The organism is Streptomyces sp. NPDC091416, from assembly GCF_044756845.1.
In the GTDB taxonomy this organism is placed as follows: Bacteria; Actinomycetota; Actinomycetes; order Streptomycetales; family Streptomycetaceae; genus Streptomyces.
Genome location: NZ_JBIVTU010000021.1, coordinates 88,064 through 103,057, shown reverse-complemented (window position 1 = coordinate 103,057; position 14,994 = coordinate 88,064). Strand labels below are relative to the sequence as shown.

Here is a 14,994-nt window from a genome sequence, read left to right as displayed (position 1 = left end):
ACGAAGATGACCGGCAGGTTGTACCGGGCTACCAGGTCCGGGGTCAGCTTGCCCTCGGGGCACAGCGAGGTGGGCAGGTCCCGCAGGATCGCGAACCGGCGTTCCATCTCCAACAGCAGCTCCTGCAACATGGCCTTGAGCGCCTGGCAGGCGTCGTCCTCGGCGCCCATGACCAGGCGGTGCGCGACGGCCTTCATCGGCATCCAGTCCGCACCGCCCTTCCCATCGGCGACGTAGTGCCGCACGTGGCTGTCGAGCAGCCCAGCCGCGGTCATGAGGCGCTGCGTGAACGTCTTACCGCGGCGCGGGAGGCCGCCGAAGAACAGCGACTGCCACATCACCGGCACCTCGATGCGGTTGCCGCGGGCATCCTGCCCGAACGGGATCGGCTCCCAGATCGAGAACCGTTCCGCCGTGGCGAGCGGCGACGGGTTCGGCGTCCCCAGGTACGGGTCGTCGTCGGCGACCCACATGCTGACGCGGCCGGCGTTGCCGCCCTTGGCCGCGCGGACGCGGGACATGATGACCTGGATCTCATCGACCCCGAGTTCCTGCGCGATGACCTCCCGCTTCGCGAGCACGTCCGAGGCGGTCTTGCCGCCGCCCCGGGGCAGGTCAAAGATCACCGCCCAGCCACGGCCGTCACGAACCGGGCCCATCGTGCACGACACCCGCGGCGCTTCCTCGTCTCCCCGGCCGCTTTTCAGGAGGCCAGCAGCGCGCAGGGCGTCGTTGAGCTGCTGCGCGGACATGTCGACGCGCAGCGGCGGGGCGCCCTGGTCAAGGAACTGGGCATCCCTCCCCCTGCCGAGGTAGGCCAGCGGGGTGACGACTGCGGCGGCGACACCGGTCTGCACGAGCGGGTCGGCCAGGGCGATGCCGATCGTGGCCGCGGCGACCGCGACGGCCGCCGTACCGAACCGCCAACGGCGGGTGCGGGTGCGGATGCCGTGGGCGAGCTGGAGCCGGGCGGCCAGCTCGATGTCCTCGGGGCGGGCCTTGGACTGGGCCTTGAGGGCCCGGACCACGGCGGTGTGGTCCTGCGCGGACAGGGTCGGCCACAGCCCGACGGTGGCCCGGAAGAAGCCGCGGGCGGCCAGCAGCACGGTCCGCACGAGGTACTTCGGGGTGCGCACGCTGTGGTAGCGGGCGTGCCACCACGACAGCCGCACGAACGCCGCCGTGTTGGCCCGGATCGAGGCGGCCGACCTCGCCCACGCGGGCAACACGGGGGCGTCGGGCACGGTCAGCCAGTCAGCGAGCGGGTTGTCCGCCCGGTCGACAGCCTCGACAACGTCGACGGCCGCGGGTTCCGCCGGCGCGGGGGCGGGTGTCTCGGTGTCGAGGGCGTCCGGGGGGATGGGGTGCAGCTTGGTCAGGGTGTGCCCGTTGACAGGGCGGGCGATGGTTTCCGACATGATGGTCTCTCCTGCTGCTCGCATGGGTGGTCAGGTGGCACGGGGCGGCCGAACGTCCTTGGCCGGTGTGCGGCCGCCCCGTGGCGTGTTCAGGAGTTCTCGGCCCGGTTCACGGCCCGCTCGGAGCGGCGCAGCTGCTGCTCGGCGTCCCGGACCTTCTGCCGGGCGGAGGCACGGTCCTGCCGGGGCGCGGTGCGCATGGCGGCCTTGGCGTTGGCGACGGCCTGCCGGTCCGTCTCCCGCACCGCGTACAGGGCGTTCAGCTCCCGCTGTCCGCGCTCGGCGGCCGCGGCGTCGATGCGCTCGATGCGCCGCTCCAGGGCGGGGTCGACGCAGTCGGCGAGCGCCTGGCGGAAGCCCTTGCGGAACAGCTTGTTGCGTTCGCGCTTCTCGGCCGGGGTGTAGCTGTGCATGGCGGGGTCCTCTCAGGAGTTGTTGGCGAGCAGGGCAGCGGCCTTCGCGATGTCGGCGTAGACCGCGGCCAGGCCGCCCAGGGCAGCGATGACCGGGGCGTTGTGCTCGGTGTTGTGGGTGCTGCCGTCCGCGTAACTGGCGGCCTTGTCGGCGTAGTGCACGGCCCGGGTCAAGGCTCGGGCGGCGGTGTCCTGCGGGCTGGTGGCCATGAGGCGTCCTTTCCTGCGGGCCGGCCTGTTCCGGCTCCCCTTGGCGCCCGGTCCTCACCGGGCGCCGCGGGCAGCCGTCAGTCCTTCCGGCGGACGTCCTGCCACACCGACCGCAGCACGAGCACGCACACCGTCAGGGCGACAGCGGAGATCGCGACGGCGACTGCGGACACGGCCACGGCGAGCAGCAGCACCGACCCGCCGACCCCGATCGCGAGCCACTTCGCCACGCCCCCCGCGTCGCGGCCGGCAGGCGGGTGCTGGCACCCGGGCGCCTGCTGCTGGGCAAGCTGCTGCGCCTGGAGCACGGCGAGGATCAGGGCCACCTGCTCGCTGTTCGCGGCCGCGTCGACGGCGTCCTGCGACGCCTTGTTCAGGTCGCTCATGCCGACACCTCCTCGGCGACGAGGGCAAGCGACACCGGGGCCGCCGCCGCTGCCTGTGCCTCGGTCAGCTGGGTGAACACCTTCGCCACGTACGACGCGCTGCGGGTGGACAACCGGGCGGTCTCCCGCACACCCGCCCCGTTCACCCACCCCGCCTCGATGACCTCCCGCGCCTGCTCAGCGGACAGCCGCGTGTTCACCTTCGGCGGGTCCGGGACCGGGGGCACGGTCAGGGTGAACACCCGGTGCGCACCACAGATGACCTGCCGTTCCAGCCCCGGGGCCGCATCGGCGGCCGGGAGCTCGACAGGGGCGGGGGTGTGCACGGGGACAGCGGTGGACACCGGGTACACGGACTGCTGTTCACCCAGAACGGGCGCGGCGACGACCGGCAGCAGGGCGACCCCCTCGGGCACCACCTTCGGCACCGGGCGGACGACCACCGGGTCCCCGTACCGCTGCGGCGCCGGCACTACAGGCACGGGCTCGGTGTCGGGCGCCTCGGCGGCCGCTGGCTGCTCGGTCTCCTGCCCGGTCCCGGTGATCGTGTGAAGGCGGTACAGGACCAGCGGCGCGATCGCGGACACCCCGACGACCAGCGACACCGACACCGACAGGAGACCGGCCGTCACGAGGTGGCTGGCCGCGTTCACGAGGATCATCGCGACGACCGCGGCGAGGACGTCCCGGTGCTGGCGCATCGCCCGCACCGTCCACACGTCCAGGGCGCCCGGCACAGCCGCGGCCACCCACTGGTTGTAGCCGACGGCCCGCGCCAACTCGTACTCGGCGGACGCGGTGGCGACCAGGGCGCACGCGAGCGCCGCCCACTTCAGGTAGTCCCGGTTCATCGGCCGGCCTCCTCGGTACGGAGCACCGCGAGTTGCAGCGCGAGAGGGCGGAGCTGGGCGGAGGCTGCGGCGAGCACGGTGGCCAGGGCCTCGACACCCTCGGGGGCGAGCGAGGCGGCGTCGGTCACGGCCTCGATGTACAGGTGGATGTCGCGGGGGCCGCTGCCGTGCGGGTACTGGGAGAGCTGCGCGACGAACACGGCCTGGTCGTCGGTGCCGAGGAAGTGCTCAGTTCCCCGGTGCCCGAGGTCGCACAGCGCGTTGACGGGTTCACCGTCGTGCCCGACGCACCAGCCGGGCTCGGGCACGGTGACGTCGCCGCAGTCGAGGGTGGGCACCGTGACGGTGCGGTCCTCGCTCATCGGCTGGCCTCCTCGTCGAGGGCGGCGACCAGGGCACGGAGACGCATCTCCAGGGTGACGGCGGCGCGCAGCATCTCGGTGTGGTCGTGGATGTTCGCGGTGGCCTTGTCGTCAAGGGCGTTCCGGGCGAGACGGAGCGCCGCGTCGAGGGGCGGCACGTAGGAGTCGCCATCGACGGCCGGGTCATACAGCGGCTGGTGGGCCGCGCTGGTGTCAACGCTCATCGGCCGGCCACCTTGTCCAGCAGCGCCAGCAGCTGGTCACTGCTTATGCGGGTGTCGTCGTACATGACGACGCAGCGCCCCTTGCCGCGCTGCTCGATGCGAGCGGGCAGTTCGTCGGCCGGGAGGCTCGTGATGACCGTGCACCCGATGTTCGTGAACGCCACAGCACGGGCGCCCGGGTACAGGGCGTTCGCCTCGGCGATGAGCTCGCGGGCGTTCTCCAGCGTGGTCTGCGCCGGGTCGAAACTCGCCCGCAACGCGGCGCCCTCCCGGCTGAACATGACCGGCACGCCCAGGACGTGCGGGTGCTCCTCGAACACCGGGGCGGACTGCGCCTCGGCGCGCAGCGCGGCCAGCCGGGGGAACTGCGCGTTGACGCTGCGCTGTGCGCGGCAGACGTCGGGGTCGGTGCAGGCGAACAGCTGCACACCGGACGGGGAACGGTCACCCGTCGGCCGCTGCTCGGTGTCGTCCGCCCCGCAGACGAAGCAGGCCAGCCCATCGAGCTGGGCGGCGGTGAGGTTGGTGGGTACGGTTGTGCGCATGGTTCGGTCCCTTCACAGAGGGTCGATACCTAGGCCCCGGGCGGCGCGACAACGCCGCCCGGGGCCGCCTCACGTTCTGAGGTGGTGTGTCCACCATACACACCATGGTGTTCAAAGTGAACACAATGCATGTGGTGGGATTACCTCGACGCAGTACGCATGCCGTACGCATGAGAACTAGATAGAACGATGGAAAGCGATAGAGGGCGATATAGCATTTCCGCAGGTCAGCGGCCCATGCGGCAGTCCTGGCAGCTCGGGCAGGCGCCTTGAAAGACCTCGTAATGCGTAGGTCTCGGGTTCGAATCCCGAAGGCGGCTCGGATCAGCCCCAGGACTCACTCGCCGTGACCTGGGGCTTTTTCATGTCCGGGGCATGGTGCGCCGACTTCGGCGGGACGGCCCAGGGGCTCCGTGTGTCCCCGGTGGCCGGGCGGTGGCCGGAGGGGGAATACCGTGGGGCGGCGCGGGGTCTCTTCGGCGCCGTCTGTCGGGGGCCGGTGTGTATGATCGCCGACCGGGCCGGTCGGCCGGCCTTCTGCGCCGCTGCAATGGACTCGATCAGCAGGGTGTTCTGGAGGAGACGGCGGATGACAAGCGCCATGGGCGGGGAGATACCGGGTCCGGCAGGCGAGAGGGCCGTGCTGACGGCGCCCCCCGCGACGGAACGTTCGGCTGCGCCCGCGCCCCGTCGGGACGGCAGGGATCCCTTTTTCGACAATGCCAAGTTCCTGCTGCTCGTCCTGGTGGTCTGCGCGCATTTCTGGGCCGACTGGATCAACCACAGTGATGCCGTCAGGTCTGCGGCGGCCTGGGTCTACTCCTTCCACATGCCCGCTTTCATCGTGCTTTCCGGCTACCTCTCCCGCAGTTACACCGGGCGCCCGGATCAGGTGAAGCGGCTGATCACCGGGGTTCTGGTCCCGTACCTCATTTTCGAGACCCTCTACGCGCTCTTCCGGCAGTACGTCCTCGACGAGGGCGAGATCGACATCACGATCCTCCAGCCCTGGTTCGTCTGCTGGTTCCTCGTCGCTCTGTTCATCTGGCGGATCACCACGCCGGTCTGGCGAGCCGTGCGGTGGCCGGTGGCCGTCGCTGTCGTGATCTCGATGCTTTCGGGCCTCACCAGCAACGGGAACATCCTGCAGTTCGCCCGGGTGCTCCAGTTCCTGCCCTTCTTCGTGCTGGGTCTGCAGCTGCGCAGGGAGCACTTCGAGTGGCTGCGCTCCCGGAGCATCAGGGTGGTCTCGGCCGTGGTGATGTGCCTCGCGCTGCCCTTCTTCTATGTGGCGGCTCCGCGGCTGAACGACTGGGAATGGTTCAGCTGGCGGCACGACTACACCGAGCTGCACGTATCGCTGTCGTTCTGGTTCTTCATGCGGATCGCGCTGTTCGTGGCCGCGGCCGTCATGACGGCCGCGTTCTTCTCCCTCGTCCCGAACCGCAGGACCTGGTACACGGTCATGGGCACGCGCACCATGTACGCCCTCCTGCTGCACCCGCTGCTCTACCGTGCGGCGGTGGACGCCGGGGTCTACGACCGGCTCGATTCGCCGTGGGGCAAGCTCGCGCTGACCGCCGTGGCCGCCGTGGCCGCCGTCGTGCTGATGACGGCTGTGGTGCAGCGGATCTTCCGGCCTCTCGTCGAGCCCCGTCTCCAGCGGTTCATGGCCTGAGTTCCCGGGGTGCGGGGGTGCCCGGCGCCGGTCAGCCCCGCAGGTACGCCAGCACCGCCAGCACCCGGCGGTTCGTGCTGTCGTCCAGCGAGAGGTCGAGCTTGCCGAGGATGCTGCCGAAGTGCTTGCTGACCGTGCCCTCGCTCACCGTCATCGCCGCGGCGATCGACGCGTTGGACCTGCCCTCCGCCATCAGGGACAGGACCTCCTGCTCGCGCGCCGTCAGCCGTTCGAGCGGGTCGCGGCGGCGGCGGATCAGCTGGCGGACCACCTCGGGGTCCACGACCGTGTTCCCGGCGGCGACCCGGTTCAGGGCGTCGACGAACTCCTCGACGTGACCGATGCGTTCCTTGAGCAGATAGCCGACGCCCGCACCGTCGGCGGAGTCGAGGAGATCCTCGGCGTAGGCGCGCTGGACGTACTGGCTGAGTACGAGGACGGGCAGTTCCGGCTGCCGGGTGCGCAGTTCGATCGCGGCGCGCAGGCCCTCGTCGGAGAAGCCGGGCGGCATGCGCACATCGGTCACCACGATGTCCGGGCCGTGCTCGGCCACGGCCGCGATCAGCTCGTCCGCCGTGCCGGCGCCCGCCACCACCTGATGGCCGAACCGCTCCAGCAGCCCGATCAGGCCTTCGCGCAGGAGCACGCTGTCCTCGGCCAGTACGATGCGCACGCTCACGTCCTCGTGTCCGCAGGTGGGAGGGGGACCTGCAGCCGAAACACCGTGGGCCCGCCGGGCGGACTGGACACTAGCAGGTGGCCGTCGAGCACCGAGATACGGTCGGCCACGCCCTGGAGCCCCGTGCCGCCGCGGGTGTCGGCGCCGCCCGTACCGTCGTCCCGGACCTCCACCGTCAGCCGGTCCCCGTCCGTCCGGCCGCTCACCCGGGCGCGCCCCGCGCCGCTGTGCTTGGCCACATTGGCCAGTGCCTCGCAGACCGCGAAGTACACGGCTGTCTCGACCGCTCGGGGAAGCCGGTCCGGCAGGTCGAAGTCCGTGTCCACCGGGACCACCGACCGGTCCGCGACGTCCTCGACCGCCGCTCGGAGGCCGCGGTCGGTGAGGACCTGGGGATGGATGCCCTGGATGAGCTCCCTGATCTCCACCAGCGCGATCCCGGCCTCCTCATGGGCCTTGGCGAGCAGCCCGGCCAGTGGTTCGGCCGGGTTCTCCAGCCGGGCCAGACCGAGGGTCATGGACAGGGCGACCAGCCGTTGCTGTGCGCCGTCGTGCAGATCGCGTTCGATTCGCCGGCGCTCTGCCTCGAAGGCGTCCACCAGGCGCATCCGGGAGCGGCCCAGTTCCCGGATGCGGGAGTCCAGCCCGGCCTCCGGCGCGGAGAGCAGCTGCCGGGTCAGTGCCGCCCGGCCGGCCGCCAGGACCCCGAGCGGATACGCGAACAGCGGGAGCAGCACCAGTCCGGCGAGGAGCGCCGCGAAGGCGGGCGGGTAGCTGTGGATCAGCCAGATCTTGAGTACGCGCGCCTCCTCGCCGCCGCTCGCCGCCAGCATCACGGGGGCGGCGGTCAGGCCGCAGCACACGACGAGGGCCGTGCCCGCCGCCAGCGCCTCCAGCGGCCACAGCACCAGGGCGAACAGCAGCGCGTAGCCGAACTCCCGCCAGGTGGACCGCTCCTGGAGGCGGGTGCGCAGCCAGGCGGAGAGGCCGGTGCCGTCCGGTTCGCGGTGTGCCGGGGCGAGGGGCCGCGGGTCGAGCAGCCGTAGCCTGCGCCGTTCCAGGGCGGCCAGCGGGATGCCCGCGAGCACGAGGGTGAGGAGCAGCGGGATGCCGATGAGGAGCACGGTCAGCGTGCTGCCCGCGACGGCCAGGAGGAGGAGCGCGGTGAGGGTCGCGAGGCCCAGCGGCACGCTCGTCAGCAGGTAGAGCGTGGCGCGCCAGGGCCAGGCGCTGCGCAGGTAGCGACGCTGCCGCAGGGCCTGCCGGAGGCCCTGGGAGGGTGCGGGGGCGGCGGAGGGGCCGGCGGGGGAGGGCATGGGGGAACGGTAGGCCGGGCCCGGTGGGGTGGACCACCCGGCGAGGTGGAGCGTGGGGGTGGAGCTACCTCCACCTCCGGGACTCCCCTTCGCTGCGATGTGCCGCGCGAGCCGCGGCGGTTGAGTGGCCGTCATGAATCAAGCAGCTGTCCGGCTCCGCTCGGTCACCCGGTCCTACGGCAGGAACACCGGCGCGGTGACCGCGCTCGACGGAGTCACCCTCGACGTCCCGCGGGGCACGTTCACCGCCGTCATGGGCCCGTCGGGCTCCGGCAAGTCGACCTTGCTCCAGTGCACCGCCGGTCTCGACCGGCCCACCGGCGGACAGGTGTTTCTCGGTGACACCGAACTGACCGGGCTCAGCGAGCGGAAGCTGACGCTGCTCCGCCGCACCCGCATCGGTTTCGTCTTCCAGGCGTTCAACCTGCTTCCCTCGCTCAACGCCGAGCAGAACGTCGCTCTTCCGCTGCGGCTGGCGGGCCGCCGGCCGAAGCGGGCGGAGGTCCTGGACGTACTGGAACGGGTGGGGCTGCGCGAGCGGGCCGGGCACCGGCCCGGTGAGCTCTCCGGCGGCCAGCAGCAGCGCGTTGCCCTGGCCCGTGCCCTGGTCACCCGGCCCGATGTGCTGTTCGGCGACGAACCCACCGGAGCCCTGGACTCCACGACCGGCCGGCAGGTGCTGACGCTGCTGCGGACCATGGTGGACGGCGGTCAGACCGTGATCATGGTGACGCACGACCCGGTCGCCGCCTCGTTCGCGGACCGGGTGCTGTTCCTGGCCGACGGCCGCGTGCGGGACGAGCTGTCCTCCCCGTCCGCCGAGCAGGTCGCGGCGCGCATGACGCGGATGGCGGCCGTGGCGTGCTGAGCATCGCGCTGCGCGGCATGCGGACCCGCTGGGTCACCTTCGTCGGCTCCTTCCTCGCGCTGGCCCTCGGTGTCGGGATCGTCGCCACCACCGGGCTGGCCCTCGCCGCCACGTTCGACGCGCCCCGGCACGGCCCCGAGCGGTTCGCCGCGGCGCCCGTCGTGGTCCGGGGCGAGGACCGGCTGCGGGTACGGACCCCGATCGGGTTCCGCACGCAGGAGTTGACCTCGCCCCGCCCGGTCCCGGCGGAGCTCGTCACCGCCCTCGCGGCCCTGGGCCCTACGGTCGAGGACCGCACGTTCCCCGTCACGGTCCGCGGTGCCCGCCTCGGCGGGGACGGTGCGGGAACGGCCGACGGCGCCCGCCCCGGCGGGGGAACGGCCGGCCACCCGTGGCCCGTCGCGGCCGCCACGCCCTACCGGCTGGCCACCGGACGGGCCCCGGCCGCCGCCGGAGAGGTCGTCGTCACCGCGGGGAGCGGCTCCGGTGTGCGTACGGGGGACCGGATCACGGTCACCACCGGCTCGGGGACCGCCGGCCGGACCGTCGTCGGCACGGTGCGCCCCGCCGGGTTCGAGACCGCGGTGTTCTTCACCGCGGCCGAGGCGGCCAGGATCTCCCCGGCCGTCGACGCGGTGGTGGTGCACGCGGAACCTGCGGCGGTGCGCGCGGTCGTGGGCCGCGAGGACCGGATGGCGGTGCTCACCGGCGACGACCGCCGCCGGGCGGATCCGGACCCGGACCGGGACGCCGAGGCACTCGTCTCCGTGAACGCGCTGCTGGGAACGGCCGCCGGCATCACCGTGTTCGTCTCCGTCTTCGTGGTCGCCTCGACGTTCTCCTTCGCGGTCGCCCAGCGCCGCCGCGAGTTCGGCCTGTTGCGCACGGCGGGCGCGACCCCCGGTCAGGTGCGGCGGACGGCGTACGCGGAAGCGGTCGTCATCGGCGTACTGGCGTCGGCTGCGGGCTGCAGGCTGGGCGTCCTCGGTGCGCCCCGGCTCGCCTCCTGGATGACCGGTGAGCGCATCGCGCCGCACTGGTTCGTGATCGGGGACCAGAACTGGCCGCTGCACGCCGCCTTCTGGACCGGAGTGGCGGTGGCGCTGGCCGGAGCGGTCGCCGCCGCACGCCGGGCCGGACGGGTGGGGCCGGTCGAGGCGCTGCGTGAATCCGCCGTGGACAGCGCCTCGATGCCCCTGAGCCGGGTGCTGCTGGGCGCGGCCGTGCTGCTGACCGGGGCCGTGCTGATGGGCGCCGGGCTCCTCCAGGACCCCGGCAGCCTCCTCAAGCGCAAGACGTACGTCACCCAGCCGATGCTGCTGATCGTCGGGTGCGCCCTGTTCGCGCCCGTGCTGGTACGTCCCGTCACCCGCTTCCTCGCCTGGCTGCCCGCCCGACTGCCGGGCGCCACCGGCATGCTGGCCAGGGAGAACGCCTCCGCCGGGCTGCGCAGGACGTCTGCCGTCGCCGCGCCGGTGCTCGTCACCGTGGCGCTGGCCGCCTCGCTGATGGGCACCACGGCGACGCTCGACGAGGCCCGGGCCGCCGAGGCGCGCACCCAGGTGACCTCGGACTTCGTGGTCACGGCGGGCAGCGAGGGCGCCGAGCTCCCGCCGGAGTTCGTGGAGCGCGCCCGGCGGATCCCGGGCGCCGTCGTCAGCGCCTCGCGGTCCACCTCCGTGACCGTTCTGGAGGAGGGCACGGCACTCGTCACCTCCGAGGCGCGGGCGGTGGACCCGGCCGATGCGGCGGCGGTGTCGGAGCTTCCCGTGGTGGCGGGCAGCCTCGCCGGGCTCGACGACGGCTCGCTCGTCGTCAACGAGGAGTGGATGACCACGACGGTCGGCGAGCGCGTCGGCGTCTGGCTGGCCGACGGCCGCAAGGTCACCCTGCGGGTGGCGGCCGTGCTGAGCACCGGCACGGGGAACAACGGGGTGTATGTGACCCCGCGCAACGCGGGCGGCGCCGCGGTCGACCGGATCGACGTCAGGGTCCGGGCAGGCGAGGCGCGTTCGGCCGTCTCGGCGCGGCTGGCCGCGGCGGGCCGGGCGACGGGTACGGAGGTGGCGACGAGGGCCGGGTGGCTGGCGGAGAACCACCGCAGGAGCAGCGGGAACACCCGGCTCGGGCTGTTGATGATCCTGCTCATCGCCGTGGTGTACACGGGCATCGCCCTGGCCAACACGCAGGTGATGGCCACCTCGGACCGGGTGCGCGATCTGGCGGTGCTCCGGCTCGCCGGGGCGACGAAGGCCCAGGTGCTGCGGCTGGTGGGGGCTGAGGCGCTGGTCGTGGTGGCGGTGGGGGCGGTACTCGGCGGGGCGGTGGCCGCGCTGAACCTGCTCGGCGTACGGGCCGCGCTCGCGCTGCTCGGCGTCGGCTCGGGGGTGGTCGTTCCCTGGGGGGCCATCGGCTCGGTCGTCGCGGTGAGCGCGCTCCTGGCCGTGGTCTTCGCGGTGCTGCCGGCCGCGCTCGTGCTGCGCGTCGGGCCGGTCGGACGGGCGGGCGCGCGGGAGTAGGGCCTGGCGTTCGGATCAGGCCCGGCCGCGCGAGCCCGGCATGACCCGGACGAGAGCTGCCGGGCGGGCGGGGCCTCAGCGGGAGAGCGCGGCGACCAGGGACGCCGCCTCGCCGATGAGGTCCCGTTCGGCCGGGCTCATCGTCGGGTTGGCGTCCCGGCGGGCCGCCGCGTCGGCGAGATGGCGGGCCGGGATGCCGCCGTCCGCGATGAGGAGCGGCATCAGGGCGGTCAGCAGTTCGCGTCCGCCGTCCGCCGCCGGGTGGGCCGGATCGACCGCCACCTGGGCCAGGATCAGCGCCGACATGGCCCGGTCCAGGGCCGGCGGGCCCTCCTCGGCATTGCTCCAGTCGATCACCACCGGGCCGTCGGGCGTCAGCATCACGTTGTCCGGGTGCAGGTCGAGGTGGAGGATCCGGTCCTCGGGATCCGGCGAGAGCCGGGCCGGGACGGTGTGCAGTTCGGCCAGCAGCCGGGCGAGCAGGGCGGAGCCCTCGGCGGCGTCGATGCCGCCGCCGAGGAGGGACTCCAGCATCGTCGGACCGTTCAGCCGTTGCAGGACCAGATCGCCGGGACCGGCCGACGGGGGATGCGGGCCGAGCCGGGGGACCGGGTAGCCCGAGGCCGAGAGGTAGGACATGACCGGCAGTTCGGGGGAGGCGTCCAGCCCGTAGCGGTAGCGGCGCAGGACCCACGCCTCGTCCAGTTCGTATACGTCGGCGTCGCGTCCGCTGCCCAGCAGTTGGCCTATTCGCATGGGTGGAACCTACTCGTGACGGGTGCCCACGGGGAGATCGTTCGCGCGTGTCCCCGTACTGCGGCCGGTCAGGACGGCTTCCGAACCGCCCCATAACGCGATGCGATGGGGCGGACGGGATCTCCTGGAGATGACGTGTACGCGGCTACGTTGACGGCAATTCCCCCGAAGTCAAGGAGAGTTCCGTGGAGAGATCCATGCTCCGCAGACGTGCACTGGCCGCGTGTACCGCCACCGTGGCCGTCGGCGCGCTCGCGCTGGCCGGGCTGACCGGCTCCGCGTCCGCCGACCCTTCCCCGAGCCTGTCGCCGGCCGCGGCGGACCAGCTCTCGCCCGGTCTGCTGAAGGCCATGCAGCGCGATCTGGGACTCACCGCCGACCAGGCGGCGCAACGGATCGGCAACGAGTCCCGTGCGGCCGCCGTGGCCGCCGGGCTGCGCCGTTCGCTCGGCACCGGATTCGCCGGCGCCCGGCTGAGCGGCGACGCGGCGGAGCTGACCGTCGCCACGACCGATGCCGCGGACACCGGAAGGATCTCCGGGGCCGGCGCCCGGGCCGTCGTCGTCGAGCACAGCCTGGCCGAACTCGACTCCGCCAAGGCCGCCCTGGACCGGGTGGCGCTGCGCAAGTCCCCGCAGGACGTACCCGTCTGGTACGTCGACGTGCGCACCAACCGTGTCGTCGTCCAGGCCGCACGGGCCGACGCCGCCGACACCTTCCTCGCCGCGGCCGGCGTCGCGCGGGATCTGGTGACGGTCACCCGAAGCGCCGGGCAGCCGCGCACGTTCGCGGATCTGCGGGGCGGCGACGCGTACTACATGAACGGCTCCGGGCGCTGCTCCATCGGCTTCCCCGTCAAGCGCGGCACCCAGGGCGGCTTCGTCAGTGCCGGTCACTGCGGAACCCCGGGTGTCAGCACCAGCGGATACAACCAGCAGGCCCAGGGCTCCTTCCAGGGATCCACCTTCCCCGGCCGTGACTACTCCTGGGTCGCCACGAACACCGGCTGGACACCGCGCCCGCTGGTGAACGGATACGGCAACGGCGATGTGACGGTCACCGGGTCCACCGAGGCGCTGGAGGGTTCGTCCGTCTGCCGCTCCGGCTCGACGACCGGCTGGCACTGCGGCACGGTCCAGCAGCGCAACACCAGCGTCACCTACCAGGAAGGCACCGTCTCCGGGGTGACCCGCACCAACGTGTGCGCCGAACCGGGCGACTCCGGCGGCTCGTTCATCTCCGGAAGCCAGGCCCAGGGCGTCACCTCCGGCGGGAGCGGCAACTGCTCCCAGGGCGGTACGACGTACTTCCAGCCCCTGAACCCGGCGCTCCAGGCGTACGGACTCACCCTGGTCACCAGCGGCACCCCGACCGACCCGCCCACCGACCCGACGGACCCGCCGACCAACCCGGGCGGCACCTGGGCGGCCGGCACGTCCTACGCGGCCGGTGACGTCGTGACGTACGGCTCCGCGAGCTACCGCTGCCTCCAGGGACACCAGGCGCAGCCCGGCTGGACGCCCCCGAACGTCCCCGCGCTCTGGCAGGCCCTGTAGCGCGGGCAGCCCGGCCGAGACCCCTCCGGCGACAGAGGAACGGGGGGCGGGGGTCCGAACCTGACCTCGGGCCCCCACCCCCGCCCCGCACGTGCCCTCCCCCACCACCCCGAGGAATCAGCCATGACCCCCGACCTGACCCCCGTCCCCGATCGGGCACCCGGCCCGTCCGGCGGTGACCGGCCCATCAGCCGCAAGGCCCTTCTCAAGGCGGCCCTGGTCGCCACCGCAGTCCCGCTGCTCACCGGGGGCGGGGTCGCGCTGGCCCGCGACGCCGGTGCCGCCGGAGTACGGCTCGCCCCGACGCCGGACTGCGACGACGGCGACGACCCCACGCACGACCAGATGGAGGGCCCGTACTTCAAGCCCAACTCCCCGCTGCGCACCAGCCTGGTGACCGCCGGCACCCCCGGCGTTCCGCTGACGGTCAGCGGCTATGTCTTCGGCCGTGAGTGCCGGCCCGTCCCCGGAGTGCTGCTCGACTTCTGGCAGGCCGACACCAACGGTGCGTACGACATGAGCGGGTACGCCTTCCGGGGCCACCAGTTCACCGACCAGTCCGGGGCGTTCTCGCTCACGACGATCGTGGCGGGGCTGTATCCCGGCCGCACCCGGCACATCCATGTGAAGGCCCAGGCACCCGGTTCGGGCATCCTCACCACCCAGCTGTACTTCCCGGGCGAACCGCGCAACAGCACCGACGCCCTGTACGACCCGGCGCTCCTGATGAACGTCCGGTCCGTGGGCTCCGGGAAGGAGGGGACCTTCGACTTCGTCCTCGACGTCGCCCAGGACCCCACTGATCCGACCGATCCGCCGACCGGCCCGACGGACCCGCCGACGGGCGGCAGCTGGACGGCCGGAGCGCTCTACAACGCGGGCGACCGCGTCACGTACGGCGGGGTCACCTACCGCTGTCTGCAGGCTCACACCGCCCTGACCGGCTGGGAGCCGCCGAACGTCCCCGCGCTGTGGGAGCGCGGGTAGACGGGCAGACCGGCGGGGTACCTCCGCCGCGCGCGCCCGCCCCGGGCCTCTTCCCGGGGTGTGCGCCGCGCCAGGCCCGGGCCGGATCCTTCCGGCCCGGGCCGCTTCCCTGCCGCGCGTGAACGCGGGTTGGGGCCGCTTCCCCGGCACGTGCGAACTCCGCTGAAGCAGGTTCCCAGCGGGTTCGGGCACGTTCCCTGCCGCGCGTGAACTCCGTCCGCCTCCG

At 72.9% G+C, this 14,994-nt stretch carries 15 protein-coding genes and 1 pseudogene; 5 read left to right on the top strand and 11 right to left on the bottom strand.

Annotated elements, in window-relative coordinates:
* The 8 genes and pseudogenes from ACIQMX_RS38590 to ACIQMX_RS38555 form a co-directional block, all read right to left on the bottom strand.
* Positions 1 to 1,418, bottom strand: a pseudogene (locus ACIQMX_RS38590) (cell division protein FtsK); the annotation flags it as partial.
* Positions 1,419 to 1,507: 89 nt separating this feature from the next.
* Positions 1,508 to 1,831 carry a hypothetical protein gene (locus ACIQMX_RS38585; RefSeq protein ID WP_402485295.1) on the bottom strand — a complete coding sequence of 108 codons (324 nt, stop codon included), beginning with the start codon at positions 1,829 to 1,831 and terminating at the stop codon, positions 1,508 to 1,510.
* A 12-nt stretch (positions 1,832 to 1,843) separates the two neighbouring features.
* Positions 1,844 to 2,041, bottom strand: coding sequence for a hypothetical protein (locus tag ACIQMX_RS38580; protein ID WP_402485293.1), 198 nt, complete (start codon positions 2,039 to 2,041; stop codon positions 1,844 to 1,846).
* 77 nt (positions 2,042 to 2,118) lie between these two features.
* Positions 2,119 to 2,427 carry a hypothetical protein gene (locus ACIQMX_RS38575; RefSeq protein ID WP_402485290.1) on the bottom strand — a complete coding sequence of 103 codons (309 nt, stop codon included), beginning with the start codon at positions 2,425 to 2,427 and terminating at the stop codon, positions 2,119 to 2,121.
* Positions 2,424 to 3,278, bottom strand: coding sequence for a hypothetical protein (locus tag ACIQMX_RS38570; RefSeq protein ID WP_402485287.1), 855 nt, complete (start codon positions 3,276 to 3,278; stop codon positions 2,424 to 2,426). Before ACIQMX_RS38570 ends, ACIQMX_RS38575 begins: the two co-directional genes overlap by 4 nt.
* On the bottom strand, positions 3,275 to 3,640 hold the full coding sequence (locus ACIQMX_RS38565; RefSeq protein ID WP_402485284.1) for a DUF6907 domain-containing protein: 366 nt from the start codon (positions 3,638 to 3,640) through the stop codon (positions 3,275 to 3,277). The genes ACIQMX_RS38570 and ACIQMX_RS38565 overlap by 4 nt, the downstream gene beginning before the upstream one ends.
* A complete protein-coding gene (locus ACIQMX_RS38560; RefSeq protein ID WP_402485281.1) occupies positions 3,637 to 3,864 on the bottom strand; it encodes a hypothetical protein in 228 nt (75 codons plus the stop codon). Before ACIQMX_RS38560 ends, ACIQMX_RS38565 begins: the two co-directional genes overlap by 4 nt.
* The gene (locus ACIQMX_RS38555; RefSeq protein WP_402485278.1) at positions 3,861 to 4,409 is read right to left on the bottom strand and encodes a hypothetical protein; all 549 of its coding nucleotides are present in this window, start codon (positions 4,407 to 4,409) and stop codon (positions 3,861 to 3,863) included. Before ACIQMX_RS38555 ends, ACIQMX_RS38560 begins: the two co-directional genes overlap by 4 nt.
* A gap of 589 nt (positions 4,410 to 4,998) precedes the next feature.
* Here ACIQMX_RS38555 and ACIQMX_RS38550 point away from each other — a divergent pair.
* On the top strand, positions 4,999 to 6,087 hold the full coding sequence (locus tag ACIQMX_RS38550) for an acyltransferase family protein (RefSeq protein WP_402485275.1): 1,089 nt from the start codon (positions 4,999 to 5,001) through the stop codon (positions 6,085 to 6,087).
* A 31-nt stretch (positions 6,088 to 6,118) separates the two neighbouring features.
* On the opposite strand, the gene ACIQMX_RS38545 is transcribed toward ACIQMX_RS38550, so the two are convergent.
* Both ACIQMX_RS38545 and ACIQMX_RS38540 read right to left on the bottom strand, forming a co-directional pair.
* Positions 6,119 to 6,760, bottom strand: coding sequence for a response regulator transcription factor (locus ACIQMX_RS38545; protein ID WP_363071664.1), 642 nt, complete (start codon positions 6,758 to 6,760; stop codon positions 6,119 to 6,121).
* 2 nt (positions 6,761 to 6,762) lie between these two features.
* Positions 6,763 to 8,082: a sensor histidine kinase gene (locus ACIQMX_RS38540; protein ID WP_402485272.1), complete on the bottom strand. Its 1,320-nt coding sequence runs from the start codon at positions 8,080 to 8,082 to the stop codon at positions 6,763 to 6,765.
* Between the two features lie 133 nt (positions 8,083 to 8,215).
* On the opposite strand from ACIQMX_RS38540, the gene ACIQMX_RS38535 reads away from it, so the two are divergent.
* Both ACIQMX_RS38535 and ACIQMX_RS38530 read left to right on the top strand, forming a co-directional pair.
* A complete protein-coding gene (locus ACIQMX_RS38535; RefSeq protein WP_402485269.1) occupies positions 8,216 to 8,950 on the top strand; it encodes an ABC transporter ATP-binding protein in 735 nt (244 codons plus the stop codon).
* A complete protein-coding gene (locus ACIQMX_RS38530; RefSeq protein WP_402485266.1) occupies positions 8,944 to 11,469 on the top strand; it encodes an FtsX-like permease family protein in 2,526 nt (841 codons plus the stop codon). Before ACIQMX_RS38535 ends, ACIQMX_RS38530 begins: the two co-directional genes overlap by 7 nt.
* A 75-nt stretch (positions 11,470 to 11,544) precedes the next feature.
* On the opposite strand, the gene ACIQMX_RS38525 is transcribed toward ACIQMX_RS38530, so the two are convergent.
* Complete coding sequence (locus tag ACIQMX_RS38525) at positions 11,545 to 12,225, bottom strand: phosphotransferase (protein ID WP_402485263.1); 681 nt, start codon at positions 12,223 to 12,225, stop codon at positions 11,545 to 11,547.
* Positions 12,226 to 12,422: 197 nt separating this feature from the next.
* On the opposite strand from ACIQMX_RS38525, the gene ACIQMX_RS38520 reads away from it, so the two are divergent.
* Both ACIQMX_RS38520 and ACIQMX_RS38515 read left to right on the top strand, forming a co-directional pair.
* Positions 12,423 to 13,781, top strand: a complete 1,359-nt coding sequence (locus tag ACIQMX_RS38520) for an alpha-lytic protease prodomain-containing protein (protein WP_402485260.1) — start codon at positions 12,423 to 12,425, stop codon at positions 13,779 to 13,781.
* A gap of 123 nt (positions 13,782 to 13,904) precedes the next feature.
* A complete protein-coding gene (locus ACIQMX_RS38515) occupies positions 13,905 to 14,768 on the top strand; it encodes a carbohydrate-binding protein (RefSeq protein WP_402485257.1) in 864 nt (287 codons plus the stop codon).
* The last annotated feature ends 226 nt before the right edge of the window (positions 14,769 to 14,994 follow it).